Annotated in this window: 23 protein-coding genes and 1 tRNA gene; 17 read left to right on the plus strand and 7 right to left on the minus strand. The window is 30.9% G+C overall.

Features of this window, described 5'->3' with window-relative positions:
* The first annotated feature begins 142 nt into the window (after positions 1 to 142).
* Together AC2I98_RS05145 and AC2I98_RS05150 are read left to right on the plus strand one after the other, a co-directional pair.
* On the plus strand, positions 143 to 787 hold the full coding sequence (locus tag AC2I98_RS05145) for a DUF5715 family protein (protein ID WP_486413556.1): 645 nt from the start codon (positions 143 to 145) through the stop codon (positions 785 to 787).
* 43 nt (positions 788 to 830) lie between these two features.
* Positions 831 to 1,412: a DUF5715 family protein gene (locus AC2I98_RS05150; RefSeq protein WP_486413557.1), complete on the plus strand. Its 582-nt coding sequence runs from the start codon at positions 831 to 833 to the stop codon at positions 1,410 to 1,412.
* On the opposite strand, the gene AC2I98_RS05155 is transcribed toward AC2I98_RS05150, so the two are convergent.
* On the minus strand, positions 1,393 to 2,583 hold the full coding sequence (locus AC2I98_RS05155) for an MFS transporter (protein WP_486413558.1): 1,191 nt from the start codon (positions 2,581 to 2,583) through the stop codon (positions 1,393 to 1,395). The two genes, AC2I98_RS05150 and AC2I98_RS05155, sit on opposite strands and share 20 nt — an antisense overlap.
* 223 nt (positions 2,584 to 2,806) lie before the next feature.
* Here AC2I98_RS05155 and AC2I98_RS05160 point away from each other — a divergent pair, with 223 nt between their 5' ends.
* From AC2I98_RS05160 to AC2I98_RS05215, 12 genes are all read left to right on the plus strand, one after another.
* Positions 2,807 to 4,360, plus strand: coding sequence for a calcineurin-like phosphoesterase C-terminal domain-containing protein (locus AC2I98_RS05160; protein ID WP_486413559.1), 1,554 nt, complete (start codon positions 2,807 to 2,809; stop codon positions 4,358 to 4,360).
* 244 nt (positions 4,361 to 4,604) lie between these two features.
* A complete protein-coding gene (locus tag AC2I98_RS05165; protein ID WP_486413560.1) occupies positions 4,605 to 7,808 on the plus strand; it encodes a SusC/RagA family TonB-linked outer membrane protein in 3,204 nt (1,067 codons plus the stop codon).
* A 23-nt stretch (positions 7,809 to 7,831) separates the two neighbouring features.
* Positions 7,832 to 9,283: a SusD/RagB family nutrient-binding outer membrane lipoprotein gene (locus AC2I98_RS05170; protein WP_486413561.1), complete on the plus strand. Its 1,452-nt coding sequence runs from the start codon at positions 7,832 to 7,834 to the stop codon at positions 9,281 to 9,283.
* A gap of 85 nt (positions 9,284 to 9,368) precedes the next feature.
* Positions 9,369 to 9,722 (plus strand): MmcQ/YjbR family DNA-binding protein, encoded by a 354-nt coding sequence (locus AC2I98_RS05175; protein ID WP_486413562.1) that lies wholly within the window; start codon positions 9,369 to 9,371, stop codon positions 9,720 to 9,722.
* 186 nt (positions 9,723 to 9,908) lie between these two features.
* Positions 9,909 to 10,496 (plus strand): nicotinamide riboside transporter PnuC, encoded by a 588-nt coding sequence (gene pnuC / locus AC2I98_RS05180; protein WP_486413563.1) that lies wholly within the window; start codon positions 9,909 to 9,911, stop codon positions 10,494 to 10,496.
* Positions 10,489 to 11,493, plus strand: coding sequence for an acyl-CoA dehydrogenase family protein (locus AC2I98_RS05185; protein WP_486413564.1), 1,005 nt, complete (start codon positions 10,489 to 10,491; stop codon positions 11,491 to 11,493). Before pnuC ends, AC2I98_RS05185 begins: the two co-directional genes overlap by 8 nt.
* Positions 11,494 to 11,532: 39 nt before the next feature.
* Positions 11,533 to 11,604: transfer RNA gene (locus AC2I98_RS05190), tRNA-Arg, on the plus strand.
* 57 nt (positions 11,605 to 11,661) lie between these two features.
* Positions 11,662 to 12,978 (plus strand): T9SS type A sorting domain-containing protein, encoded by a 1,317-nt coding sequence (locus tag AC2I98_RS05195; RefSeq protein WP_486413565.1) that lies wholly within the window; start codon positions 11,662 to 11,664, stop codon positions 12,976 to 12,978.
* Between the two features lie 82 nt (positions 12,979 to 13,060).
* Positions 13,061 to 13,828 carry a sulfite exporter TauE/SafE family protein gene (locus AC2I98_RS05200; RefSeq protein WP_486413566.1) on the plus strand — a complete coding sequence of 256 codons (768 nt, stop codon included), beginning with the start codon at positions 13,061 to 13,063 and terminating at the stop codon, positions 13,826 to 13,828.
* Positions 13,829 to 14,611: a hypothetical protein gene (locus AC2I98_RS05205; protein WP_486413567.1), complete on the plus strand. Its 783-nt coding sequence runs from the start codon at positions 13,829 to 13,831 to the stop codon at positions 14,609 to 14,611. It begins immediately after the preceding gene.
* Between the two features lie 197 nt (positions 14,612 to 14,808).
* On the plus strand, positions 14,809 to 15,423 hold the full coding sequence (locus AC2I98_RS05210) for a deoxynucleoside kinase (protein ID WP_486413568.1): 615 nt from the start codon (positions 14,809 to 14,811) through the stop codon (positions 15,421 to 15,423).
* A gap of 71 nt (positions 15,424 to 15,494) precedes the next feature.
* On the plus strand, positions 15,495 to 16,451 hold the full coding sequence (locus AC2I98_RS05215) for a DMT family transporter (RefSeq protein WP_486413569.1): 957 nt from the start codon (positions 15,495 to 15,497) through the stop codon (positions 16,449 to 16,451).
* Between the two features lie 33 nt (positions 16,452 to 16,484).
* On the opposite strand, the gene AC2I98_RS05220 is transcribed toward AC2I98_RS05215, so the two are convergent.
* On the minus strand, positions 16,485 to 17,198 hold the full coding sequence (locus AC2I98_RS05220) for a tetratricopeptide repeat protein (protein WP_486413570.1): 714 nt from the start codon (positions 17,196 to 17,198) through the stop codon (positions 16,485 to 16,487).
* 155 nt (positions 17,199 to 17,353) lie between these two features.
* On the opposite strand from AC2I98_RS05220, the gene AC2I98_RS05225 reads away from it, so the two are divergent.
* Positions 17,354 to 19,000 carry a dipeptidyl-peptidase 3 family protein gene (locus AC2I98_RS05225; protein ID WP_486413571.1) on the plus strand — a complete coding sequence of 549 codons (1,647 nt, stop codon included), beginning with the start codon at positions 17,354 to 17,356 and terminating at the stop codon, positions 18,998 to 19,000.
* Positions 19,001 to 19,047: 47 nt separating this feature from the next.
* Here AC2I98_RS05225 and AC2I98_RS05230 read toward each other — a convergent pair whose 3' ends face one another.
* The 4 genes from AC2I98_RS05230 to AC2I98_RS05245 all read right to left on the minus strand — a co-directional run bounded on the left by AC2I98_RS05230 (position 19,048) and on the right by AC2I98_RS05245 (position 23,666).
* Entirely contained in the window at positions 19,048 to 19,569 is a 522-nt protein-coding gene (locus tag AC2I98_RS05230) for a hypothetical protein (RefSeq protein WP_486413572.1), read from the minus strand.
* Between the two features lie 3 nt (positions 19,570 to 19,572).
* On the minus strand, positions 19,573 to 20,073 hold the full coding sequence (locus tag AC2I98_RS05235; RefSeq protein WP_486413573.1) for a YqiA/YcfP family alpha/beta fold hydrolase: 501 nt from the start codon (positions 20,071 to 20,073) through the stop codon (positions 19,573 to 19,575).
* A 121-nt stretch (positions 20,074 to 20,194) separates the two neighbouring features.
* Complete coding sequence (gene secA, locus AC2I98_RS05240; protein ID WP_486413574.1) at positions 20,195 to 23,317, minus strand: preprotein translocase subunit SecA; 3,123 nt, start codon at positions 23,315 to 23,317, stop codon at positions 20,195 to 20,197.
* 127 nt (positions 23,318 to 23,444) lie between these two features.
* Positions 23,445 to 23,666, minus strand: coding sequence for a DUF2795 domain-containing protein (locus AC2I98_RS05245; RefSeq protein WP_019976296.1), 222 nt, complete (start codon positions 23,664 to 23,666; stop codon positions 23,445 to 23,447).
* Between the two features lie 170 nt (positions 23,667 to 23,836).
* On the opposite strand from AC2I98_RS05245, the gene AC2I98_RS05250 reads away from it, so the two are divergent.
* Positions 23,837 to 24,778 carry an NAD(P)H-dependent flavin oxidoreductase gene (locus AC2I98_RS05250; protein ID WP_486413575.1) on the plus strand — a complete coding sequence of 314 codons (942 nt, stop codon included), beginning with the start codon at positions 23,837 to 23,839 and terminating at the stop codon, positions 24,776 to 24,778.
* Between the two features lie 59 nt (positions 24,779 to 24,837).
* Positions 24,838 to 25,608, plus strand: a complete 771-nt coding sequence (locus tag AC2I98_RS05255; protein WP_486413576.1) for a GH12 family glycosyl hydrolase domain-containing protein — start codon at positions 24,838 to 24,840, stop codon at positions 25,606 to 25,608.
* 37 nt (positions 25,609 to 25,645) lie between these two features.
* Here AC2I98_RS05255 and AC2I98_RS05260 read toward each other — a convergent pair whose 3' ends face one another.
* A complete protein-coding gene (locus AC2I98_RS05260; protein ID WP_486413577.1) occupies positions 25,646 to 26,545 on the minus strand; it encodes an MBL fold metallo-hydrolase in 900 nt (299 codons plus the stop codon).
* Position 26,546 lies beyond the last annotated feature (1 nt).

Consider the following 26,546-nt stretch of genomic DNA (forward strand, 5'->3'; position numbering starts at 1 on the left):
AAGTGACTCAACAATCCTACTGTCCTATTGATTTATAAATGTTTTTAAGAAAATTTTAAATAAAATTTACCTAAACATTATAATTTTTAACAAGTCTTTATTAAATTGTAACTTCTAATTTTGTCGCGTAATAATTTATAACATGAAAAAATTAATTGCCCTTTCTTGTCTTTTTAGCGGAATATTTCTTTCAGCACAAAGTCAAGAAAGTTACATTTTAGCAGAAAACTCTGCTTCTTCATCTACTTCTATCTCTACTAAAAAAGTTACGTATGATGATCATTTAATGGCTGCTGAATCTTTTAACATTCCCATTGTAAAAAGCTTTGATGATATTGATGGTTTGGTCATTATGAAGAAACTAGTTGCTATTCCTGAGGAAGGAAACGGCTACAATATTGAAAAATTAACGCATAGTAAGGCATTTTTAAATAACAGAGCCAAAACTGTGTTAGAAAAAATTGCAGCAAAATTTTTAGAAGAAAATAATGCGACAATTACTGTTACTTCGTTAACGAGATCAGAAGAAAGTCAAGCAAGTCTTAGAAGAGTAAATAGTAATGCTGCAAAAGGAGAAAGCTCTCATAATTATGGTGCTTCGTTTGACTTATCTTACACAAAATTTAATAATAAATATACCTATAATAAAACACATCGTGATAATTTAGAAGCTATTCTAAAACAATTGCAAGATGATGGTAAAATTTACTATATAAAAGAATATAGACAACATTGCTTTCATGTGACTGTGCGCAATCCAGATCAATTTAAATCAACAACCATGTAATTTATAAAACTTCTTTCCTATTTTTGTAAAAGAGGATTGAATCATGAAACAATTTTTAATAATTTTTTTTATTGGCTGTTCTTTTGTTGGTTATGCTCAAAAACGAGTAATAATAGAACCTTCAGAAGAATATGTTCAACATCTAAATGCAGCAAAAGCTCATAAACTGGAACTTATTGATGGTGATAAAAAGTTGAACAAATACATCAACCAAGGTAAATTAGTTAAAATAAAACAACGTGGTTACGGTTGGCGTGTTGGCGATTTAACACATAGTCATTCCTATCTTGTTCCTAAAGGTCGAGATATTTTAAATAGTATTGCAAGAGATTTTGTAAAATCAACGGGACAAAACTTTTTTGTAGTTACTTCAATGACAAGAACATTACATGATCAAAATCGTTTGAGAGGAATTAATAAAAATGCCTCCTCTAACGATAGTTCTCATAATTTTGGTGCAGCCTTTGACATTTCTTACGTAAGATTTAATCATAAAATAAGCTCTAATTCTAAACTTGAAAAAGAGCTTGAACAAATTTTAAAATCCTATGTTAAAATGGGTAAAATATATTTTGTAAAAGAATCTAAAATTAGATGTTTTCATATTATCGTTCGGAATTATTAATTCTGAACGATTTTTGTTTTTTCTTAAGATATAGACTATAAATCAATCCAAAAACTACAAATAAACTACAAAATCCAAATAAATTTGACATTCCAAACAAGCTGATTACACCTCCAAGTAATGGTCCAGTAATTCCTAATGAAATATCAATAAAAAGACCATAAGCTGCTAAAGCTGCTCCTTTACTATTATCAGAAACCAATGCTACAGCTTCAACTCCCATCGCAGGAAAAACTAACGAAAATCCAATCCCTGTTATTCCGGCACCAATTAATGCTATAAATGCATTTGGCGCACTAAATAAAATCAAAAGTCCTATTGTTTCAACGATCATACAAATTATTCCCACTTTCAGTCCGCCTAAAGTATTAATAGAACTATTGAAAAATAGCCTTCCGACGATAAATAGTAAACTAAATACACTTAAACACAAAGCTGCATTTGTCCAACTATAAAAATCATAATAAAGCGTTATAAAATTTGAAATCCCTCCAAAGCCAAGACCAGCCAGTGTTAAACAAATTCCGAAAGGAGCTACTGATTTAAGAACGCTTATAAAAGACTGAGGTACTTTTGAAACTGCAGTTAAAATATTTTCTTTTTTTCTTGCTAAAAAATAACCAATAATTGCACAAAAAACACTAAACAATCCTATAAATCCAAGCCCAAAATAATCACTAAAAATCACTCCCAATGGCGCTCCAATTGCCAAAGCTCCATAACTTGCTACACCATTATAAGAAATTGCTTTTGCTGTATGTTCTTGTCCTATTTTTAAAATTGCCCAATTAATAGGACTACCTCCTACCATACCTTCTGCAGCACCTGTTACCAAACGAGCTATAATAAGAATACCTAATGATAAGAAATGATTGCTTCTAAAAAAATAACATAAATACAATAAAATCCCAGAAACAATAAATAAAGTCATACTTAGAGACACAGCAGGTTTAGGACCTTTTGTATCAACAATTTTCCCAGCGTAACTTCTTAAAATAAACGTTGTAACATATTGCAAACTAATTACAATACCAGCAACAATTTCAGTAAAACCTAATGTTTTTGTAATAAAAATTGGTAAAATAGCTAATGGTAAACCAATCAGTAAATATCCAATAAATGAAAAACTTACATAACCTATAATTTGCATGAAAATTTGTCGTGAACTCATGCTTAATTTCTCTTCCATAACATAATGCAATCGGTTGCAAAGTTAGGATAATAATATGGAATTAAGACCATCACTAAAATGGATAAAAATGACCATACAATTATTCAATTAAAAAAAAGACTATAGAATTTTACTTAAATTTAATCTTTACTTATTGTTGTGTTAATCGCAAACCATCTTAAAATGTAGAATTTTAGCATCTACAAAACAAGAGATTCACACAATGAAAAAAATCGTATTATCGCTGATATTATTTGGAAGTTTTTACACTTCTTTAAACGCTCAACAAATTGCAAAAGGTATTGTTTTTGAAGACAAAAACCTTAATAATAAATTTGATAAATCCGAAAAAAGACTTTCTAATATACAAGTGAGCAACGGAAAACAAGTTGTTTCAACAAATGAGAAAGGAGAATATCAAATAGAAATTGAGAACGAAACTATTTTATTTATCATTAAACCAACAAATTACAAAGTTCCAACAAACGAATTCAATCAGCCACAATTCTACTACATCAACAAACCTAATGGTTCTCCAAAATTAGAATATGCAGGTTCTGCTCCGACTAGAAACACTCCAAAGAGTATTGATTTTCCTTTAATTCCTACAAAGGAAAACGAAAAATTTTCGGCTTTAATTTTCGGTGATCCGCAAGCTTATACAGAAGAAGAAATCGAATACTTTTCGAAAGGAATTATTGATGATATAAAAGGAATCAAAGGAATGGAATTTGGACTTTCTTTAGGTGATTTAGTTGGTGATGATCTTAATTTACACCCTTCCTATATCAAAACTGTCGCTAAAGTTGGTTTGCCTTGGTACAATGTAATGGGAAATCACGATATGAATTATGATGCAAAAGAAGATCAATATTCGGATGAAACTTTTGAGAAAAATTTCGGTCCAAATAATTATTCATATAATATCGGTAAAGCACATTTTATTGTTTTAGATGATATTTTATATCCTGATCCTCGCGATGGAAAAGGATACTGGGGAGGTTTTCGTCCTGATCAATTAGAATTCATTAAAAATGATTTAAAATATATTCCAAAAGATCATTTAATTGTTTTAGCATTTCATATTCCGCTACGTGATACACGTCCGGAAGATAGAAATCAATTATTTGAATTATTAAAAGATTATCCAAATACAGTTTCTATGTCAGCTCATACACATTTTCAAGAGCAGATTTTTTATGCAAATAATGATGGTTGGCAACAACAAAAACCTCATCACGAATATAATGTTGGAACAACTTCTGGTGATTGGTATTCAGGACCGAAAGATGCAAAAGGAGTTCCAGCTTCTACAATGCGCGATGGAACACCTAAAGGATATGCTTTTTTACATGTAGACGGTAATCAATACAAATTTGATTATAAAGTAGCGAATAATAAAATAGAACGTCAAATTGATTTGTATCACACCAAAAAAGTAAAAGAAGGAAAACGAAACAGAGCGTTTTTATACGCGAATTTCTTTATGGGACACGAATCTAATAAAGTTGAATATCGCGTAAATAACGGTGAGTGGAAAGAGATGAATTGGGATCCAACAGTTGATTACAATTATATGGAAACTATCATGAAAATTGATAATGCAGAAATTACAAATATTGGAAACAGACCTTCTGCACCAGAAATTTCAAAACATATTTGGTCTGTTCGCTTACCAAATAAATTAAAAACAGGTATCTATCAAATCGAAGTTCGTGCGACAGATTTATATGGAAATATATTTACCGAAAAATCTTCTTTTGAAGTGATCAAATAATAGCTTTTTAAACACCTCAAAAAGCCACTTCAAAAGAAGTGGCTTTTTTAAATAAATAATTAAATAATTTATTTATGTTAAATAAAAATCAATAAACCTTTACTTAAATGTAAAAACATTTTCAAAACCTTTATATTAGTAATGTTTACTTAAAAATCTCTTAATCCTTAGTTAAACAACTTCAGAAATAGAACGTTTAGTTTTGTTAAAATTTTTAACACATAAACATTTTATTTTCACAGTCATGAAGCAATTAAAATTACCACTTCTCCTACTTAGTGGATTTTTAAGTTTACACGCCAATGCTAAAACTTATCTTAACTCAGCTAACAACTATTCCATATCCACAAAGCAAAATCCTATAAAGGGACAAATCGTTGATCAAAATGGATTTGGTATTGCAGATGTTGAAGTTATTATAAAAGGAACTAATTATAAAACATTTACAGATGCAGATGGATTTTTCGAATTTGTTTCAATATCTATTAGTCATCCTACTTTGATAATTAATTCATCTAACCACAAATTATTAGAATACACTCCGAAAGATATTTCGCAAGTAAAAGTAACATTACAAGAAGAATCTAATCAACTAAATGAAGTAATTGTAACTGCTTTAGGAATAAAACGTGAACAGAAAAAACTTGGTTTTGCGCAACAAAATATAGGATCGGAAGAACTTGCAACTGCAGAAGCAAACAACTGGTCTTCGGGATTGAAAGGAAAAGTTTCTGGTCTTAATATTATTTCAGGAGGAAATGGGCCAATCAATTCGCAACAGATTATTTTACGCGGAGCAAATTCAATCGACCAATCAAAAAACTATGCGTTAATTGTCATTGATGGTGTTCCAATGAGTACAGAAATGACTTCTTCTGGAAACAACACAGCCTATATGGGCGATGATTCTCCTATTGATTTTGGTAATGGAATATCAGATATCAATCAATCTGATATCGAAAGTGTAACTGTTTTAAAAGGTCCTGCAGCGGCGGCATTATATGGAAATAAAGCGGCAAATGGAGCTTTAATCATCACTACAAAATCAGGTAAAAAAGGTAAAAAACTTGGACTAGAATACAAATCTACTGTTGCAGTTGATGTCGTAAATAATTGGCCAGATTTCCAATACGAATATGGTCAAGGAACAGGAAAAAGTTTTGACAAAAACGGAAATCCATATTATTCATATCAAACCTCTGTTGATGGACCAAATACAGGAAGTACATCTTCTGCTTTCGGACCAAAATTTGACGGACAATACTTTTTTCAATATGATCCAACTTTAGAAAAACAAGGAGCTGAAAGAACGTTATGGCGTGCCTATAAAGATAATAGAAAAGATTTTTGGCAAACTGGTTTTACTTTTAGTAATTCGGTAACGCTTTCTGGCGGTGATGACAAAGGAAGTATTAGAGCTTCTCTTGGTCATCAAAAAAATAGCTGGATTATGCCAAATACTGGCTACGAAAACTATACTGCTGCAATAAATGGTAATTATCAAGTGAGTGATCGTATCAAAGTTTCGACTGCCTTAAATTATACTCGAAAAACAAGTGATAATTTACCAGGAACAGGTTACAACAATGGATCTATTGCATATTTTTTGATTTTTCAGAATCCAAACGTTGATTTAGCTTGGTATAAACCTATTTGGCAAAAAAATTATGATGGTATAAAAATGATTCGTCCTTATAGTTCTTATATGGACAATCCTTATGCAATTGCTTATGAAGCGGTAAATCCGATGAGTAGCAATCAGCTTGTTGGGAATATTAGAGCCGATTTTAAATTAAGCAATAAATTAAGCTTAATGTTACGTCCTGCAATTAATACATATACTCAATTGCGCGAACAAAAACGTCCATTTGATATGAATCGTACACCGAATGGATATTACAAAAGACAAGATATATCTAAAACTGAAACAAATATCGATTTCTTATTGACTTATACAGATAAATGGGGCGATTTTGGTTTCAATGCAAATGTTGGAGGTAATAGAAAAAATTATGAATACAGAAATTTAACGGCCTGGGTAAATGGTTTAGCTTCGCCTGGAGTTTATAAACTTTCGAATGGATTAACTTCTCCTTTTGCAAGAACGTATGATTCTAATTTAAAAGAAAATTCATTATACGGAATGGCTTCTTTCGGTTGGAAAGATATGATTTTCGTTGATTTTACAGGTCGGAACGACTGGAATTCTTCTGTTGCAGTAAAATATAGTTCATTCTTTTATCCTTCTGTTTCTTCTAGTTTTATTCTGTCAGATTTATTCAAAATAAAAGGACCTGTCAATTACTTAAAATACCGATTATCTTTTGCAAAAGTTGGTAACGGAGGAACAACAGGTTGGACAAACAGATACTATGACCAAAGCGATTTTACAGCCTCTGCAGTAGTACCTGGAAGATTATTCAATCCTGATATCAAACCTGAATCTACAACGTCATGGGAAACTGGTTTCGAAGCATTATTATTCAAGAAAAGATTAAGTTTAGATTTCACTGTTTATCAACAAAGTACAAAAAATCAAATTTTCGAATTACCGAATGATATCACAACTGGATATTCAAGAAGAGTTGTAAATGGAGGTGAAATAGAAAATAGAGGAATCGAATTATCAGCTTCTTATACACCTATAAAAACCAATGATTTCAGTTGGAAAATGTCTGGAACTTGGACAAAAAACGAAAACAAGGTAAAATCTTTGGTTGAAGGAATAGAAGGTGATCAAATGATTTTAGGACAATCTGGAACGGTTTATCAAATTGCAAAAGTTGGCGGCTCTTCTACAGCTTTGTATGGTGAAAAATTTGTAAGAAACGAATCTGGACAAATTATTTATGATGCAAAAACTGGTGTTCCGATCAAAAATGGATTAATAGAATATGTTGGTGATGCAACGCCTAAATGGCGAGCAGGATTTACAAACGAAATCAAATACAAAACATTCCGATTCAGTTTTACTTTAGACGGACAATATGGTGGAATCGTCTATTCACAAACTTACCATAAAATGATGGAGCAAGGAAAATTAGCAGATTCTTTACCTGGACGCGAAGATGGATTTATAATAGGAAACGGTGTTATACTCAATTCAGATGGAACGTATTCTCCAAACACAACAAAAGCTGATGTGGCAACTTATTATGCTGAATACAATCGTCGTGCAAATGTAGAATCTAACTCATTTGATGCTTCGTATCTAAAATTGAGAGACGTCAGTTTAACATTTGATTTTCCAAAAAGATTGTTATCAAAAACAGCTTTAGAAGCATTATCGTTAACTGTATACGGACGCGATTTATTCACTATCAGCGATTTTCCATTATACGATCCAGAAACAGCTTCTTTAAACGGAAGTACTTACGTGCCTGGTGTAGAAATGGGACAAATGCCATCTACTGCAACGTATGGAGTAACCTTAAAAGCTTCATTATAATTTACAACATTCAATTTATTAAAATGAAAAAGATTTCAATTCAACTATTTTTTGCCTTCACTATACTATCAACTGTTTTTTCTTGCACAAACGATTTTGAGAAAGCAAATGAGGATCCTAACTTAATTACAGAAATCAATTCGGGTTCTGTTTTAAATCCTGTTCTTTATGATTTAGCTGAAAATAATGTTTTAAAAAACTATGATATTACAGCGCAATTGATGCAAGTTCATATTCCTTATCCAAGCAATGCAATGGGGCTTCATCGTTATGATGTTACAACTGGAACAGGAAATTCTACATGGAATAATGCCTACACAAATCTTGTGAATTTGGAGGAAATGCTAAAAGTTTCGCAAAAAGCTGGAGATGTCAATTATCAAGCAATTGCATTAACACTTCGTTCATTGGTTATTTCAAATTTAACAGATATGTTTGGTGATGTTCCTTTTACAGAAGCTGCAAAAGCTGAAGAGGGAATTACAAAACCAACATTTGATAAGCAAGAAGATATTTACAAGCAATTAATAAATGATTTAGAAAAAGCAAATCAATTGTATGTAACGAATTTAGGATTGAAATACGGAACCGATATTTTATTTCCGAGCAGCGAAAAAAATATCAATATTACACGTTGGAAAAAATTTACAAATTCTCTAAAAATGAGATTATTATTAAGAATCTCTAATCGTGATGCAACTGCTTTAACTGAAATTAAAAAAATCATTGATAATCCTACAACTTATCCAATTTTCGAAAGTGAATCAGAATCTGCAATTCTACAAATTTCTGGTTTAGCCCCAAGTTTATCGCCTTGGCCAAGAGAGCAAGATTATAGAGATAGTAGAACATTCACAACATTCTTCATTGATAAAATGAACGAAACAAACGATCCTCGTTTACCAATTCTAGTAAATAAAGCATCTAATCTTGATGGTTCTTCTCTAAATTATAAAGGTATTCCAGCAGCTTATGAAGGAAATAGCTCTGATTTTAAATTCAATCCTTCTTCTCCTAACAATGCGATTGTGGTTGCTCCGATGAAAATTCCATTAATGACTTACGCAGAAGTTGAATTTATAAAAGCTGAAATTGCTCAAAAAGGTTTAGGTGGAGATGCAAAAACTCATTATGACAAAGCGGTAAAAGCTGCTGTACAATTATGGACGAATATCGAGCCTTCTGCTGAATTTATGGAGCATGAAAAAATAAAATACAACAATACATTAGAACGTATTATCGATCAAAAATATTTTGCGTTATTCTTTACAGATTATCAACAATGGTTTGAATATAAACGAACTGGTTTTCCAACTTTACCTACTACTTCGACTATGTTGAATGATAAAAAAATGCCTAGACGTATGCTTTATCCAACAAGTGTAAGAAATTATAATCCAGAAGGCTATCAACAAGCTATTCAACAAATGGGACCAGATAACATCAACACGCGTGTTTGGTGGGATGTAAATTAATTGCTTTTACATTTCATATTTAATAGAAAACGACCTTATGATAAGGTCGTTTTCGTTTTATTTGTACCTTCACAAAAAGTTAATTATGCATATCGAAGAATTAACAGATTTTTGTTTAAGTCTTCCTTTAGTTGAAGAAAAATTTCCTTTTGATCAGACTACTTTGGTATTTTATATAGCTGGAAAAATGTTTTGTTTGGCTGATATAGAAGAATTCGAATCCGTTAACATCAAATGTGATCCAGAAAAAGCAATTGAATTGCGCGCTACTTACGAAGCTGTACTTCCTGGTTATCATATGAATAAAAAACATTGGAATACCGTTAAAATAAATCAAGATTTAAAAGATTCTCAAATCAAAGAATGGATTAAAGATTCTTATAATTTAGTGATCCTAACACTTCCAAAATCCAAACGACCAGAATTGTTAAAAGAATAACTTAATATTTTTTTACTCTTTATTTAGGAAATTTCTCTAGATATTTCCATCTTTGCGTTTCAATGGGGTGCTAAAAATTGGCTGAGAATATACCCAAGAACATAATGTTCTACACCGGATCCAGGTAATGCTGGCGAGGGATTGATGTTAGCAATAACTTCTATCTCCTCATCAAGAAAACAAATTATGATGAAGGAAATTATTTTACAAACAACTTGGCTTGAATGGCTGGGTGTTACATTTTCTATTTTTCAAGTTGTATTAGCACGATACAACAATCCAAAAAACTATTTATTTGGAATTGCAGGTATTACACTATCTCTTTTCGTCATGTTTAATTCTAAGCTATATGCAGAATTTTCTCTTAATATTTATTATTTAATAATGAGTATTTATGGATGGCTATATTGGAAATATGGAAAACAAACACACGAAATTGAAATTACAAAAACCAATGTAAAAGAATGGAAAATAGTTTCAGGAATTGTTTTAGGAAGCTTTGGAATTTTCTATTTAGTACTGACACATTTTACCGATTCTGATGTCCCAATTTGGGATTCTTTAGTAAGTTCTTTTGCTTGGGCTGGAATGTGGTTAATGGCAAAAAGAAAACTCGAAAACTGGATTCTGCTTAACATTAGCAATATTATTTCTATTCCACTAATGATTCACAAAGATTTATATCTCTACGCTATCTTATCATTGGTTTTATTCTGCGTGGCTATCTCTGGATTCTTAAATTGGAAAAAAATCATTGTAGAAAAAAATGCTTAATATCAACTCTATCCGTCAACAATTGCTAAATGTTGATTCATTTAGTCAATCTATTTTAGATCTAATACATCATGAAAAATGGTTAAACATCTGGGTTCCTAAACAATATAATGGACTTGGTTTATCTCTATCAGAAGGTTTAAAAATTCTTCAATCTGTATCCAAAATTGATGGAAGTTTAGGTTGGTTTGTAACTTTGTGTAGTGGTGCAAATTATTTTTCTAGGAATTTAAAACCTGAAACTGCTTTCAAATTATTTTCTTCACAAAAAACGTGTTTTGGTGGAAGCGGAATGCTTGGTGGAACAGCAGAAAAAACTGGAGAAAATTATATCATCAACGGTTTATGGGATTACGCAACTGGTGCTCCTTATTTGACACATTTTACTCTAAATGCTAAAATTATAGAGTATGGAAAAGAAATTTTAGACGAAAATAACCAACCATTATTTTTATCATTCATCTTAGATAAATCTCAAGTTCAATTAATTTCTACATGGAAATCGATGGGAATGGTTGCAACATCCTCTCACAGTTTCGAAGTTAAAAAACAAATCGTTCATCAAGATTATAGCTTTATTTACAATCATTTTTATTCTGATGACTTAGTTGAAAAAATTCCGTTCAGAATATTTGCTGACTTAACTTTATTAGCAAATTATCTTGGTATAGCAGAACATTTTTTAGAAAAAAGTCTTGAAATTACTACTGAATTACAATCTTCTTTTGAAAATTTTCTAAAAAAATCTACTTTAGAATATATTGATTACGCAAAAAAAGTAGAAGTTCTATTAAAAGAAAACTCAACGATTAGTGAACTTTTAGAAACTGAAATTCATTCTTTTGGCACTGAAATAGTTTCTGTAATTACAAAACATATAATAGATATTTATCCTCATTTGGGTATAAAAGCCTCTAAAATAAATGAAGAAATTAATCAAATTTTCAGAGATTATTTCACGGCCACACAACATCGAAATTTTCGCCAAATAATTTAAATAAATCTCTCTATTTATCTATATTTGCTATTACATTTTGGCTGCGTAATTTAATGGATAAAATATCAGATTCCGGTTCTGACAATATGAGTTCGAGTCTCATCGTGGTTACTATTTAATTTTTTTTTCATAATTTAGCATAACACTAATTATTAATTAACACATATTATGAGAAAAAAATTACTATCTCTTTTATCGATAGCAACAATGGCTATTACATTTGGTCAAAGTTATACAACACAAAATAGTGGAATTCCAAAACAATCATTTGGAGCAAGAGAATATTCAATTGTAGATCAAAATACAGCTTGGATTACATATTTTGATGGTTCGGGGAGCCAGACATATCCTAAGTATGTAGGTGTTACTACAAATGGTGGAACAAATTGGAAAGCAAATTTAGTTTCTAACTTACCATCAAACGCCTTAATTTCAGACGTCGGAGCTATTGATGGGACGACAGCTTTTATTGTTACCGCTCCTGCTTCTGGTTCAGGTGCAGCTAACGGATTATGGAAAACTACTAATGGTGGAACATCTTGGGCTAAAATAACAGGAGTGTTTGGTACTAGTTCTTTTGGAAACATTATACATTTTTTTGATGCAAATAATGGACTTGTTATCGGTGATCCCGTTAATGGAAAATACGAAATGTATAAAACAACAGATGGTGGAAATACATGGAGTACACTAGCTACAGCCCCTTCACCTTTGAGTGGTGAAGAATATGGTTATGTTGCTGGAAGAGTTTTCTTAGGAGAGGATTTATGGTTAACGTCAAATACAGGTCGTATTTTGCATACTAAAGACAGAGGAGCTACATGGGATTCATATTTTTCACCAGTAGACGATTTTGCTGGAGAAATCTCTAGTGCTAATATGTCTTTTTCATCTTCTAAATATGGTTTATTGGTAGACAATACTTCTGCTTTATGGGTTACAGAAGATGGTGGAGCTAATTGGGATATATTAAGCTCTAATGAATATTTTGACGGAGATATATCTTACGTACCTGGTTCAAACGGAATTTTTGTATCAACTGGATTTGACCCTGATTCTGGTGCTGGAGTAGGTTCAGCTTATACAAATGATAACGGAAAAACATGGAAAAAAATTGATGATGGATTACAAAGACTATTCATCGGTGCTCACGACTGTAATTCTGTTTGGGTAGGTCATTATACAACAAATACTTCTGGAACAGGAGGTATTTTAAAATTAAACGATATTCCTGGTTGTACTTTGGGAACTACGGAACAATCTGCTTCAAAAGTTGAGTTAAAAGCTGTTGTTAATGCAGGCACTTTAAATGTTGTTTCTAATAAAGAAATTAAAAGTGTTTTAGTTGGAGATTTAACAGGAAGAAGATTAACAGAAGTTAATTCTAAAAATGTAAATATCTCAGCTTTAAAATCAGGTGTATATTACGCTCGTGTAGCTTATGCAGACGGTTCTTTTGGAACAGTAAAATTCATTGTAAAATAATTTACAAAATATAACAACTTAGAAAGGGCAAAACCAAGGTTTTGTCCTTTTCTATTTCTACATTTGCCAAAATTTTTCAGTTTTGGAAATCGATATTCTAATCTATTTATGTACAGCTGCATTTTTTGCAGGTTTTATTGACTCCATTGTTGGCGGAGGAGGTTTAATACAAACACCATTATCACTAGCTTTTTTACCTAATTTACCCATTTCTACAGTTATCGGAACATTAAAAATCCCTGCATTTAGTGGAACTGCGATTGCTACAACTCAATACTTAAAAAAGGTAAAAATAGATTGGAAATTATTTGCCATTATGGCTATATGTGCATTTATTTCAGCATTTTTAGGTTCGCAATTATTAACAGTCATCAATAATGATTTCATGAAACCTGTTTTGTTGATTATTTTAATTGTATTAGCAATTTATACAATTTTCAAAAAAGATTTTGGACAAGCAACTGAACGAAAAATCCCTTACCATATTGCCATTATCAATGGTTGTATTGTTAGTATTGCTGTTGGTTTTTATGACGGCTTTATTGGACCTGCAACAGGAACTTTTTTTATTTTAGGATTTGTTACATTACTTGGAATGGATTTTCTAAAAGCCAATACAAATGCAAAACTAATTAATTTAGCTACTAATTTTGGTTCAATTTGTTTGTTCTTGATCAAAGGACAAATTATCTGGAAAATAGCATTACCTATGGCTGCTTGCAATGCATTAGGTGGTTTTATTGGCGCAAAATTAGCAATTAACAAAGGAAATAAATTTATTCGTTACATATTTATTTTGGTAATCCTACTCTCAATTTGTAGATTTGGTTACGAAGTAATTTTCAACTAAATGAAATCTATTTTTTCAATCATCTTTTTATCTGTATTTTGCAATGTTTTTGCACAAAAATTTGTGTTGAAAGATTCAATTTTAATTGAAAATAAAACAATCAAAACTATTGATACTGATCTGAACAATTCTATTTACTTGATTTCAGATACAAAAATTGAAAAAAGATTTCAATCTAGAAAAAGTAAAATTATTGATCTCAAAAATGTAATTACTTCAGTTGATACTGGAAATCCTTTGAGAACTTACATCTATTCCAATTTTAATCAATTAACAATTTTAGACGAAGATCTCAATCCTATTCAAGACATTGTTCAATTAAAATCGACTGATTTTATACCAACTGCGCTAAAGGTAGTCGACAATCAGTTTTGTTGGTTTTATGATATAATCGGAAATAAAATGATCTATTTTAATTATCAATTGCAAAAACCAATTCTAAATTCGAAACAGATTTATTTTAAAAACAATGATCAATCCATCGAAAAGATTCATGTCTACAAAAATTTGATTTATCTCAAAGGTCAAAAAACAATTTATATCTACGATGATTATGGAAATTTTAAATCAAATTTTGAATTAGACACAGCAAATTCGCCTTATTATTTTTATAAAGATGCTATTTTTTATATTAAAGACAATAAACTAATATCAAAAAACATGACAGATAAAAGTTGGACGAATTTTATAACGCTTCAAAATATTAAAAGTATCGCTCTTAATGAAACTAACTTTTACACTTTTGATGGTTTTAATTTAAAAATTTACGATATTCTAAAATAAAAATTATTCATTTACAATAATTTAATAAAAATAGTAAAGAAGAGTAATTACTTTTGTTTAATTTCAAATTGAATAAAAACACATAAATCAATCGGAATAATTTTTTTCTAAAAAAAGATTTTTCTATGAGTTCCTCGCTTAGATTTTGTTTTGAAAATTAAGCTTTAGTATATTTGCAAACGTTAAAATAATTGAAAATGCATATCGCGATCGCAGGAAATATTGGAGCAGGAAAAACTACTCTAACAAATCTTTTAGCAAAACAATACAACTGGACAGCTCAATTTGAAGATGTAGAAATGAATCCTTATTTGGATGATTTTTACAATGATATGGAAAAATGGGCTTTCAATTTGCAGATTTACTTCTTAGGAAGCCGTTTTAATCAAGTAAAGGAAATTAGAGAAAGTGGTAAAGATATTATCCAAGATCGTACAATTTATGAAGATGCGCATATTTTTGCGAGCAACTTAAATGATATGGGACTTTTATCTACACGAGACTACAACAACTATTTGCGTGTTTTTAACTTAATGACAAGTTTTGTTGAAGCGCCAGATTTATTGATTTATCTAAAAGCGTCTATCCCTACTTTGGTTTCTCAAATTCAGAAACGTGGTCGTGATTATGAAAACTCGATCAGTATTGATTATTTGAGCCGTTTAAATGAAAAATACGACAAATGGATTTCGAATTATAAAGAAGGAAAAGTCTTAGTTATTGACGTTGATAATTTAGATTTTGTTGAAAATAAAGAAGATTTAGGTTTCATCTTCAACAAGATAGAAGGAGAAATAAATGGACTTTTTTAGTTCATAAAAAATATAGTAACTTGCACGGCTTGATTGATAAAAAAATCAAGCCTTTTTTGTGAAAAAAAATTATGGAAAATAAAAATTTATTGAAGGGTGTTTTGTTCGTCGCAATGGGCGCAAGCTTTTACGGTATGCTTGCAACTTTTGTAAAAGTAGCTTATGATCAGGGTTACACGACAGCAGAAGTTACTGCTTCTCAATTTGTTTTAGGAATTATTACATTATTGATTATTAATTTAATCATGTCTAAAAAAGACAAAAATATTCCAGCAATAAAACTTAAAGATAAAAAACAACTAATGTTAGCCGGAACATCTTTAGGCTTTACAAGTTTATTTTATTATTTGGCTGTACAATATATCAATGTATCAATTGCAATTGTACTTTTGATGCAAACTGTTTGGTTGAGTATTTTAGTAGAAAGTGTATTGAGTAAAAAATTTCCTTCTGCAAAAAAATTAATCGCAATGATATTGGTATTGATTGGAACTGTAATGGCTACAAATTTAATTAACCAAGAAGTTGAATTAAATCCAAAAGGTTTGTTTTGGGGATTTTTAGCTGCTTGTTCGTTTACGACAACCATGTTTACATCAAATAGTATGGCAAATTATTTACCGCCTTATAAAAAGAGTTTATGGATGCTTTATGGAGGAGGAATAATTGTTGCCTTATTTGTATTTTTCAGTCAATTAGGACCATATTATTCAGAAGGATTAATGAGTTTATACAGAAATTTCTCAGATGATACAACTGGAATTCATCCGCTTAACTTAGATATTTTCTATACATGGGGATTATTTCTTTCTTTATTTGGAACTGTCTTACCTCCTATCTTATTGAACAAAGGTTTTCCAAACACAGGTTTAGGCTTAGGAAGTATCGTTTCTTCATTAGAATTACCCGTTTCTGTAACAATGGCATTCATTGTTTTAAAAGAACAAGTTTTAGCTATACAATGGGCAGGAATTGCTGTTATTATCTTTGCAATTATAATATCAAATCTAAATTTCAAGAAAAAATAAATTCAAAATCCTCAACATTTGTTGAGGATTTTTTTATTTACAATGTCCTATTAAGTCATCTGAAATCTGTAAACCATAAACTTCAGCTTTTTTATAACTTTCACAAGATTCTTTTAATTTATTCAATTTAGCTTCATAATTACCTTTATGAAAATATGCTATAGCATTTTTATCATTAATTTTTAATGATAAATTTATATTTTGAATAGCCTCATCGTAACGACCTAAATTTCCTAATGCAATAGATTTATTAAAATATGCAATAGCATTTCTTTTTTCAAAATTAATAAACATATCAAAATTAGAAATTGCTTTTTCATTTTCACCTTTTTGAGCATAAATATTTGCCAACATAAAATAAATTGGAGTGAAATTTGGTTTTAATTCTATTACTTTTTCTAAATCATTTATTGAATTATCTAATTTCCCTATTTTAAAATATTCTCCAGCTCTATTTGCATAAGCTAAAGCAAAATCTCGATCAAGATTAATACTTTTAGTATAATAATTAATCGACTCATCTGAATTCCCCTCAATTGAATATACATAAGCAATTCCATAAAAAGCATTTGCATTATTTGGATCAATTTTTATAGACTTTTCAAACTCTTTTTTTGCATTTTCAAAGTCAGAATTTAAGATATAATTGTTTCCTTTAATAAACGAATCGTCACAAGGTTGCTCTGTTTTTTTACTACAACTTATTAAAACAATCAACAATAATATAATTCCATAAAAATTTTTCATACCTCATTTAGATTAGAAAACAAAAATAGAAAAAGAATTCTAAAAATTTACCTGATCAAAATCTTGTTGAAAATTGATTTAATAAAAAACATTCTAATCTTGTTGTAAAATAACAATCAATCTCTTTTATCCTTAATTTTACCAAAACAATCAAAATGAAAAAATCATCACTATACTTGGGATTAATAGTCTTTGCAGGAGTTTTAAGTTCATGTTCAACTCAAAAATCTACAAAAGAATTATCTCAAACTTCACAAGAAATGACAAAAGAATATCCTTATCAAACTTATGCAAGTTTTCCATTAACAACAGATATTTCACATTTATCAAAGAACGAAAAAGAGATTTTACGTTTAATGTTTAAAACAGCAGATATTATGGACGATTTATTTTGGCAACAAGCTTATGGCGCTAAAATAGATTTGATGGATGAAACGAAAGGAGTAGCGAAAGAGTACGCAAAAATAAATTATGGTCCTTGGGATAGATTGAATAATGAAACTCCTTTTATAAAAGGTGTTGGAGTTAAACCAGCTGGTGCAACTTTTTATCCAACGGATATGATGAAAGAAGAATTTAACATTGCAAATTTAAAAGATGGTAAATCTCCTTACACGATTATTCGTCGTAACCGTGAGGGAAATTTATATTCGATTCCATATCATGAGAATTTTAAAAATCAATTAACTAAAGCGGCAGAATATTTAAATCAAGCATCAGATTTAGCTGAAGATGCAGGTCTTAAAAAGTATTTAAAATTACGTGCTGCTGCTTTGATATCTGATGATTTTTATGCAAGTGATTTGGCTTGGATGGATATGAAAAATGCGAACATTGATATGGTAGTTGGTCCGATAGAGAACTACGAAGATCAATTGTTTGGATATAAAACATCTTATTCAGCTTATATTTTGGTTAAGGATATCGAATGGTCGAAGAAATTGGCAAAATTTGTTCAATATTTACCCGAATTGCAAAAGAATTTGCCAGTTTCTGCAAATTATAAGAAAGAAGTTCCAGGAACCGATTCTGATCTTAATGCCTATGATGTAGTATATTATGCAGGAGATTGTAATTCTGCAGGAAAAACAATTGCGATTAATTTGCCTAATGATGAACGTGTTCAGTTAGAAAAAGGAACACGTCGTTTACAACTGAAAAATGCAATGAAAGCAAAGTTCGATAAAATTTTAGTCCCAATATCAACTGCTTTAATCGACGAAAGTCAACAAAAAAATATAAAATTTGATGCGTTTTTCTCTAATGTCATGTTTCACGAAGTGGCTCATGGTTTGGGAATTAAAAATACAGTAAATGGAAAAGGAACTGTTCGCGATGCGTTAAAAGAAGCCAATTCTGCACTAGAGGAAGGTAAAGCAGATATTCTTGGTTTATATATGGTCAATCAACTTTTAAAGAAAAGAGAATTAACAGGAACTCAAGAAGATTATTTTGTGACTTTTTTGGCAGGAATTTTACGTTCTGTTCGTTTTGGAGCGAGCTCTGCGCATGGACAAGCGAATATGATTGCGTTTAATTATTTTGCAGAAAATGGAGCTTTTGAGAAAACAGCAAATGGTCGTTACAAAGTAAATGTTGCAAAAATGGAACAAGCGATGAATGGCTTATCAGAATTAATTTTGACTTTACAAGGAAATGGTGACTACAATGGTGTCAAAAAATTATATGCTGATAAAGGAACAATTCATTCTGATTTACAAAAAGATTTAGATGTTTTGAAAACGAAAAACATTCCAGTTGATGTTGTTTTCGAACAAGGTCCAAAAATGTTGGGATTGTAAGATAAATATTAATATAAATTAGAAAAGCCACTCCAAGAGTGGCTTTTCTAATTTATTTTTTCAAAATAGATCGTTTCATTACTATCAGGATCACCAATCATAAATTCAATTTCGAAATTAGTAAAATTTCGTTTTATTCCTTGTACACTAATTCTATTTCCGCAATAAAAAGATAGTGCGTTTTCATCTTCGATTTCGGGAGAAAACTCGAATTTTCCTTTATGACAAATATTAACTTTTGGAATTCTATCATTCAAATAGAAATTTCCTTTAGAATCAATCGTTAATCTTATCTTTTCTAAATCACTCGAATTAATTGTAGAAGATTTAGAAACTTTGTAAGTACCTACAATATTTCCGTCTGTAACTTCGTAAAGCAAAGAAGGTTTAATGGAAAAATAAATAAAAATCAACAATGGAAAAATAAATAAAGAAAATCCTTTTAATAATTGCTTTTTATTCATTGGATTTTTCCAAAACCCAACAATTATCATCATTATTCCAGTTAAAAAAGATAATCCTAAAACAATGATTATAAAAAGTTGAAATAGTAAAGGAAATATTGTCATGAATTATTTCTTCGATTCTAAAAATGCCTCAAAAGCTTTTTTAAATTCTTTTAATGTGATTAAATGTGTCATTTCTTCGTCAAAAATCTGTTCGACATTTCCGTTTTGTTTTTGTAGATTTTCGACAAATTCTATTTGAAATTTTGGTTCGATGACATCATCTTTTAAACCTGTAAAAATTAGATTTCGTTGAATTGGAATTCCATTCAATAATTCTTCTGGAAGAAATGGTTTTAATCGTTCTACGGCAATTACAGCGGGATTAAACATCAGAACAGGAACATTTAACATCAATCCTAAATAATAACTTATCATTCCGCCAAGACTTGTTCCGGCGATAAATTCGATAGGTTCTTTTGTGAATTGTTCTACCAAATCTTGAATCAAAGTTGGTGCATTATCGTAATCAATTGTTGGTGCGTAACATTGCCCCAAAGAATCTAAATATTCTCTTTTTTCGTCTGTTACAAAACCTTGGTAGCCGTGTAAGTATGCAAATTTCATTTGTTTTATTTATTTAAATAATAATTGACTGAAAGAAATTCGGTCTGATTATAAAAGTAAAAATACTAAAAAACCCTTTCCGAAAATCTCAGAAAGGGTTTTAAATTTATTTTAAAATCTATTAATTAACTGTTTCAGTCTCTTCTACAGATTCTTCTTTTTGTGCATTTGGTAATTCTCCTTTGAACAAGAACGAAATAATTTCTTTGTTCACAGTGTCTAACATTCTTTGGAAGATATGGAAAGACTCTTGTTTATAAACAACCAATGGATCTTTTTGCTCGTAAACTGCATTCTGAGACGTTTTACGTAAATCATCAACATCACGTAAGTGCTCTTTCCAGTTATCATCGATTAAACTTAATACAACCGATTTTTCGAAATCTTTGATTAATGTTTTACCTTGAGATTCGTATGCTTCTTTCAAATCACAAACAACTGTCATTTGACGGATTCCGTCTGTAAATGGCACTTGAATACGAGAAAACATATGACCTTGATTTTCGAAAACATTCGAAATAACTGGGAAAGCAGTTTCTGCCACATACGCCATACGCGCTTTGTAATCTGCGATTGCAGCATCGTATGTGATGTTTGTTAACTCTTTTACAGATTTAGATCTAAATTCGTCTTCAGTAACAGGAGTTCCCATTGTAAAGTATTTAATTAAATCTAATTCGTATTGAGGGAAATCTTCGAAATCTTTGTTAGATTTTACAATAGAAGCTGCAACATCATAAATCATGTTTGCGATATCTACCTCTAAACGATCTCCGAATAATGCATTGTGACGACGTTTGTAAATTACTTCACGTTGTTTGTTCATTACATCATCGTACTCTAATAAACGTTTACGGATACCAAAGTTGTTTTCTTCAACTTTTTTCTGTGCACGTTCGATAGATTTTGTAATCATAGAGTGCTCAATCACATCTCCATCTTTGTGTCCCATACGGTCCATTAATTTTGCAATTCTTTCTGAACCAAATAATCGCATTAATGAATCTTCTAATGAAACGAAGAATTGAGATGATCCTGGATCTCCTTGACGACCAGCACGACCACGTAACTGACGGTCTACACGACGAGAATCATGACGTTCTGTACCAATAATTGCTAAACCTCCAGATTCTTTTACTTCTTTTGTTAACTTAATATCGGTACCACGACCAGCCATATTTGTTGCAATTGTTACAGCTCCTGGTTTACCAGCTTCTGTTACAATATCAGCTTCGCTTTTGTGTAATTTTGCATTTAAAACGTTGTGGTTAATTCCACGTAATTTTAAAGCTTTTGATAATAACTCAGAAATCTCAACGTTTGTTGTACCAACTAAAACTGGACGTTGATCCTCTTGAGATAAACGAACAATTTCTTCGATTACCGCTTTATATTTTTCACGATTTGTTTTGAAAACAATATCATTTTTATCATGACGTAAAATAGGACGATTTGTAGGAATAGAAACAACATCTAATTTGTAAATTTCCCAGAACTCACCCGCTTCTGTTTCTGCTGTACCAGTCATACCTCCTAACTTGTTGTACATACGGAAATAGTTTTGTAACGTAATTGTAGCAAACGTTTGTGTAGCTGCCTCAATTTTTACATTTTCTTTCGCTTCAATTGCTTGGTGTAATCCATCAGAGTAACGACGACCATCCATAATACGACCTGTCGATTCATCAACGATTTTTACTTCACCTTCAACTACTACATATTCGATGTCTTTTTCAAATAATGTATAAGCTTTTAACAATTGACTTAACGTGTGAATACGCTCAGATTTAATAGAGAAGTTACGGAAGAATTCTTCTTTCATTTTAAGAATTTCTTCTTTATCCTTTCCTGAGTTTTCAATTGCTCCAATATTTGTAGAAACGTCTGGTAAAATGAAAAATTGATCATCTTCCATACCTTTAGACAAATACTCGATACCTTTATCTGTTAAATCTGATTGATTTTGTTTTTCATCAATTACAAAATATAAATGCTCGTCTACTTTAGGCATTTCTCGGTTATTATCCTGAATGAAATGAGCTTCTGTTTTTTGTAATTGAGCACGAATACCGTCTTGTGATAAGAATTTAATTAAAGGTTTGTATTTTGGTAAACCACGATATACTTGGTACAATTTGAAACCACCTTCTTTTAAATCACCTTGTTTGAATAATGTTTTTGCTTCGTTTAATGTTTTTCCTAACATCTCACGTTGCATATTATATAAACGATCTATTTTTGGTCTTAATTCATCAAACTCGTGACGATCTCCTTGAGGAACAGGTCCAGAAATAATCAATGGTGTACGAGCATCATCAATTAATACAGAATCGACCTCATCGACAATAGCAAAGTTTAATTCACGTTGAACTAAAGCGTCTGGAGTATTTGCCATATTGTCACGTAAATAATCGAAACCAAATTCGTTATTTGTTCCATAAACAATATCAGATGCATAAGCATCACGACGTCCCGGAGAGTTTGGTTGATGATTGTCAATACAATCTACTGATAAACCATGGAAAGAGAAAATTGGACGCATCCACGCCATATCTCGTTTTGCCAAGTAATCATTCACCGTTACTAAGTGTACTCCACGACCTGTCAAAGCATTTAAGTAAATTGGTAAAGTTGCTACCAAAGTTTTACCCTCACCCGTTTGCATCTCAGCAATACGCCCTAAGTGTAAAGCAGAACCACCAATAAACTGAACATCGTAGTGTGACATATCCCAAGTAACTTGACGACCAGCTGCATCCCATGAATTTCTCCATACTGCAGTATTGTCATCTTTTAATGAGACGAAATCATGACCACGATTAACCAATGTTTTATCAAAATCAGAAGCAGTTACTTCTAATGTTTCATTTTCTGTAAAACGCTTACCAGTCTCACGCATAACAGCGAAAGCTTCAGGTAAAATTTCTAATAAAATCTTTTCTTCAATCTCGTAAGCTTGCTTGTTGATTTTATCAATTTGAGCATACAAATCTTCTTTTTCGCCAAAGTCTTCAGTTTCTTCTACTTTTTTCTTTAGTTCATCAATCTGAGCTTTAAGCTCTTTTGTAGCTTCTACTAACTGATTTTTAAATCCAGTTGTTTTTTCTCTTAATTCATCAATTGTTAATGAACCAAAAGATTGACCTGCTTGATTAGCAAGGTCAACATATTTTTGTAATTCTTTTACATCTTTGGCATTCTTATCACCTAAGAAACCTTGTAAAATTTTGTTTAAAATATTCATATTTTTCTGCGTTCTTCGTCAAAATTAGCCACAATATATTTGAGACTAATTAAGATGCAAATATACGTTAACTATGTTAGTTATAGATTATAGAATCGAAAAAAGCCCCAATTTGGGCTTTTTTATTTTAATATTCGTCCTCGTTCCAAAGGAAATCATCGTCCGTTGGATAATCAGCCCAAATTTCTTCAATGCTTTCGTAAGAATCTCCTTCGTCTTCAATAGATTGTAGGTTTTCTACCACCTCTAAAGGTGCACCAGTACGAATTGCGTAATCGATTAATTCATCTTTTGTTGCTGGCCAAGGTGCATCACTCAAATAAGATGCTAATTCTAAAGTCCAATACATAGCTTATATTTTTTATTATTAGTAGAGACAATTAAACTCTAATTTATTTTCTAAAATTTGATTTTTTGCAAATCAAATAATTTGCCAAAGTCAAACTGTCAGTCTTTATGTAAAAATTAAATTTTTTCGTTGTCTATATTTATTTAATTTTATGCCTAAATATAACGAAAATGGACACGAATATAACAAAATTATTTGCAATAAAATACCCAATTATTCAAGGAGGTATGATTTGGAACAGTGGATGGCGATTAGCATCTGCTGTTAGTAATGCTGGAGGGCTTGGTTTAATAGGTGCTGGAAGTATGTATCCTGATGTTTTACGTGATCATATCCAAAAGTGTAAAGCTGCTACAAATCAGCCTTTTGGTGTCAATGTCCCAATGCTATATCCTAATATTGAAGAAATTATGCGAATAATTGTGGAAGAAGGTATAAAAGTAGTTTTTACTTCTGCAGGTAATCCAAAAACGTGGACAGAAACTTTAAAAAAAGAAGGAATTACTGTTGCTCATGTTGTCAGTAGTGCCAAATTTGCGTTAAAATCTCAAGATGCAGGAGTAGATGCTGTCGTGGCAGAAGGTTTTGAAGCAGGTGGACATAATGGCAGAGAAGAAACGACAACATTATGTCTTATTCCAAATGTAAAACGTCAAATAGAAATTCCATTGATTGCAGCTGGAGGAATTGGAACAGGAGCTCAAATATTAGCTGCAATGGCTTTAGGAGCAGATGGTGTACAAATTGGTTCTCGTTTTGCTGCAACTCAAGAATCTTCTGCTAATCAGGCTTTCAAAGATGTAATTGTAAATGCACAAGAAGGTGATACACAATTAACACTGAAAGAATTGGCTCCTGTACGTTTAATTAAAAACGAGTTTTATACTCAAGTCCAAGAAAAATATCAACAAGGAACAACCGCAGAAGAACTGAAAGAGCTTTTAGGTAGAGGTCGTTCTAAAAAAGGAATGTTTGAAGGTGATTTGGTAAATGGTGAATTAGAGATTGGACAAGTTTCTGCACTTATTGATTCAATTCCGACTGTTCAACAAGTCTTTGATGAACTTTTAGCTGATTATCAACAAACAAAAGAAAATTTATTACGATTATAATCATAACTATTTTATATTTTTACAAGGATGCTTTTGCATCCTTTTTTTAATTCATCATTATGCTAAAATCATTTTTAATTAGTTTAATATTTATTTTTTCGTCATTAAGTTTTGGTCAAGAACAAAGACAAGAAAAGTCTGGAAATGGAGAAACATTGAAATGGAAAGATTTTGAAATCAATAATAATAAATGGGGAACTTATAAAGTAAAGAAAGGAACTTATGAGCAATCTATTTTTTTAGAAAATAATATTCCAGGTTGGAAATGGCAAACTCCAGGAAAATCATATGGCGTATTAGGTTATCCAGAAATTTGGATGGGAGTAAGCGCTTGGATGAATTTAACTGATATCAAAACTGATAATTATTTTAAAAATATAAATGAAGTTAAAACATTTGAAGTTGAGTATAAAGCCAAATTAGAAGTCAATGATAAAAAATATAATTTAGCTTTTGATTTTTGGTTACATAATTCACCAAAAGTAGCTTTACAAACTATAGGAATTGAAGTTATGATTTGGGAAGATTACAACAAATTCAAGCCGTTTGGAAAAAAAGTAGGAAATATATTTACTTCTTTTGGTCAATATAATATTTACAGAGGTCATATTTTTAAAAAGGATTTAAATAGAGGTTGGGACTACATTGCTTTTGTACGAAAAGATAAACGAACTTCGGGAAATGTAAATGTATTAGAATTGATTAATGAAATGAACAAACGAAACTATATTGGACAAAACATCTATTTGTCTTCGTTTGAATTTGGTACAGAAATTTTAAATTCTACGGGAAATATTTTGGTTGAACAATATGAATTAAAAATAGAATAAAACAAGAAAGCTGTCAGTTCTGACAGCTTTCTTGTTTTTATAATCTTCCTTGTTCTTTTAATTTCCAATAGCGTAAAAGTCCATTAACAGACATCCAGCAAGGGTTAGCATATTCATACACTTGTATTTGATCTTCTGATAAACCATGATCTTTATATGATTTTGTCACAAAATCAACAAAAACTGGAACAATCTCATCAGTAGAAAGTTGATCGTCATACATTGGTTTTATATAAGCAGACCATTCATCTAAAGCTTTTTCTAATTGATTAAAATGATGATCTACATCTTCGTGATAACCATAATGTGTAGGATAAATTCCTTTCGCATTCACTTTTCTCAATTTTGCTATAGATTCTTTCCATAACTCAATATTAATATCAGGCGGAGGACAAGGAGGCGAAACAGGTCCGTTTTCTATTTTTACACCTGCAACATCACCTGTAAAAATAACATCATTCATTACATAAGCATTATGATGTATAGCGTGCCCTGGAGTGTAAATTGTTTGAAAAACGGCATCGCCAAATTCTACACTTTGACCATCAGACAAACCAACCAAATATTCTTCTTCAATCGGTTTCATTTCTCCCCACAAGCGATCCATATCATCACCATAAATCATTTTTGCAGATTCCCACAGTTTTTCTGGATTTTTAAGATGAGGCAATCCAATTGGATTTAAGAAAATAGTTGCGCCATGTTCTGTAAATTTCCATGCTGCACCAGCGTGATCAAAATGAATATGAGTTATCAATATATTTTCGATATCAATCACTCGCCAACCCAAAGCTTCAATTCCAGCTTTTAGATTCTCGAAAGTAGAATACGGTCCCGGATCAACAAGAATTGGCCCTTGTTCTGTTTCGATTAAATAAGTCGCAATAGCTTCTTGTTCGTTTTGAAAATTCAGATCTATTGTATGTACTTTTGGCATG

The organism is Empedobacter sp. EJD.6dd (genome assembly GCF_057369435.1).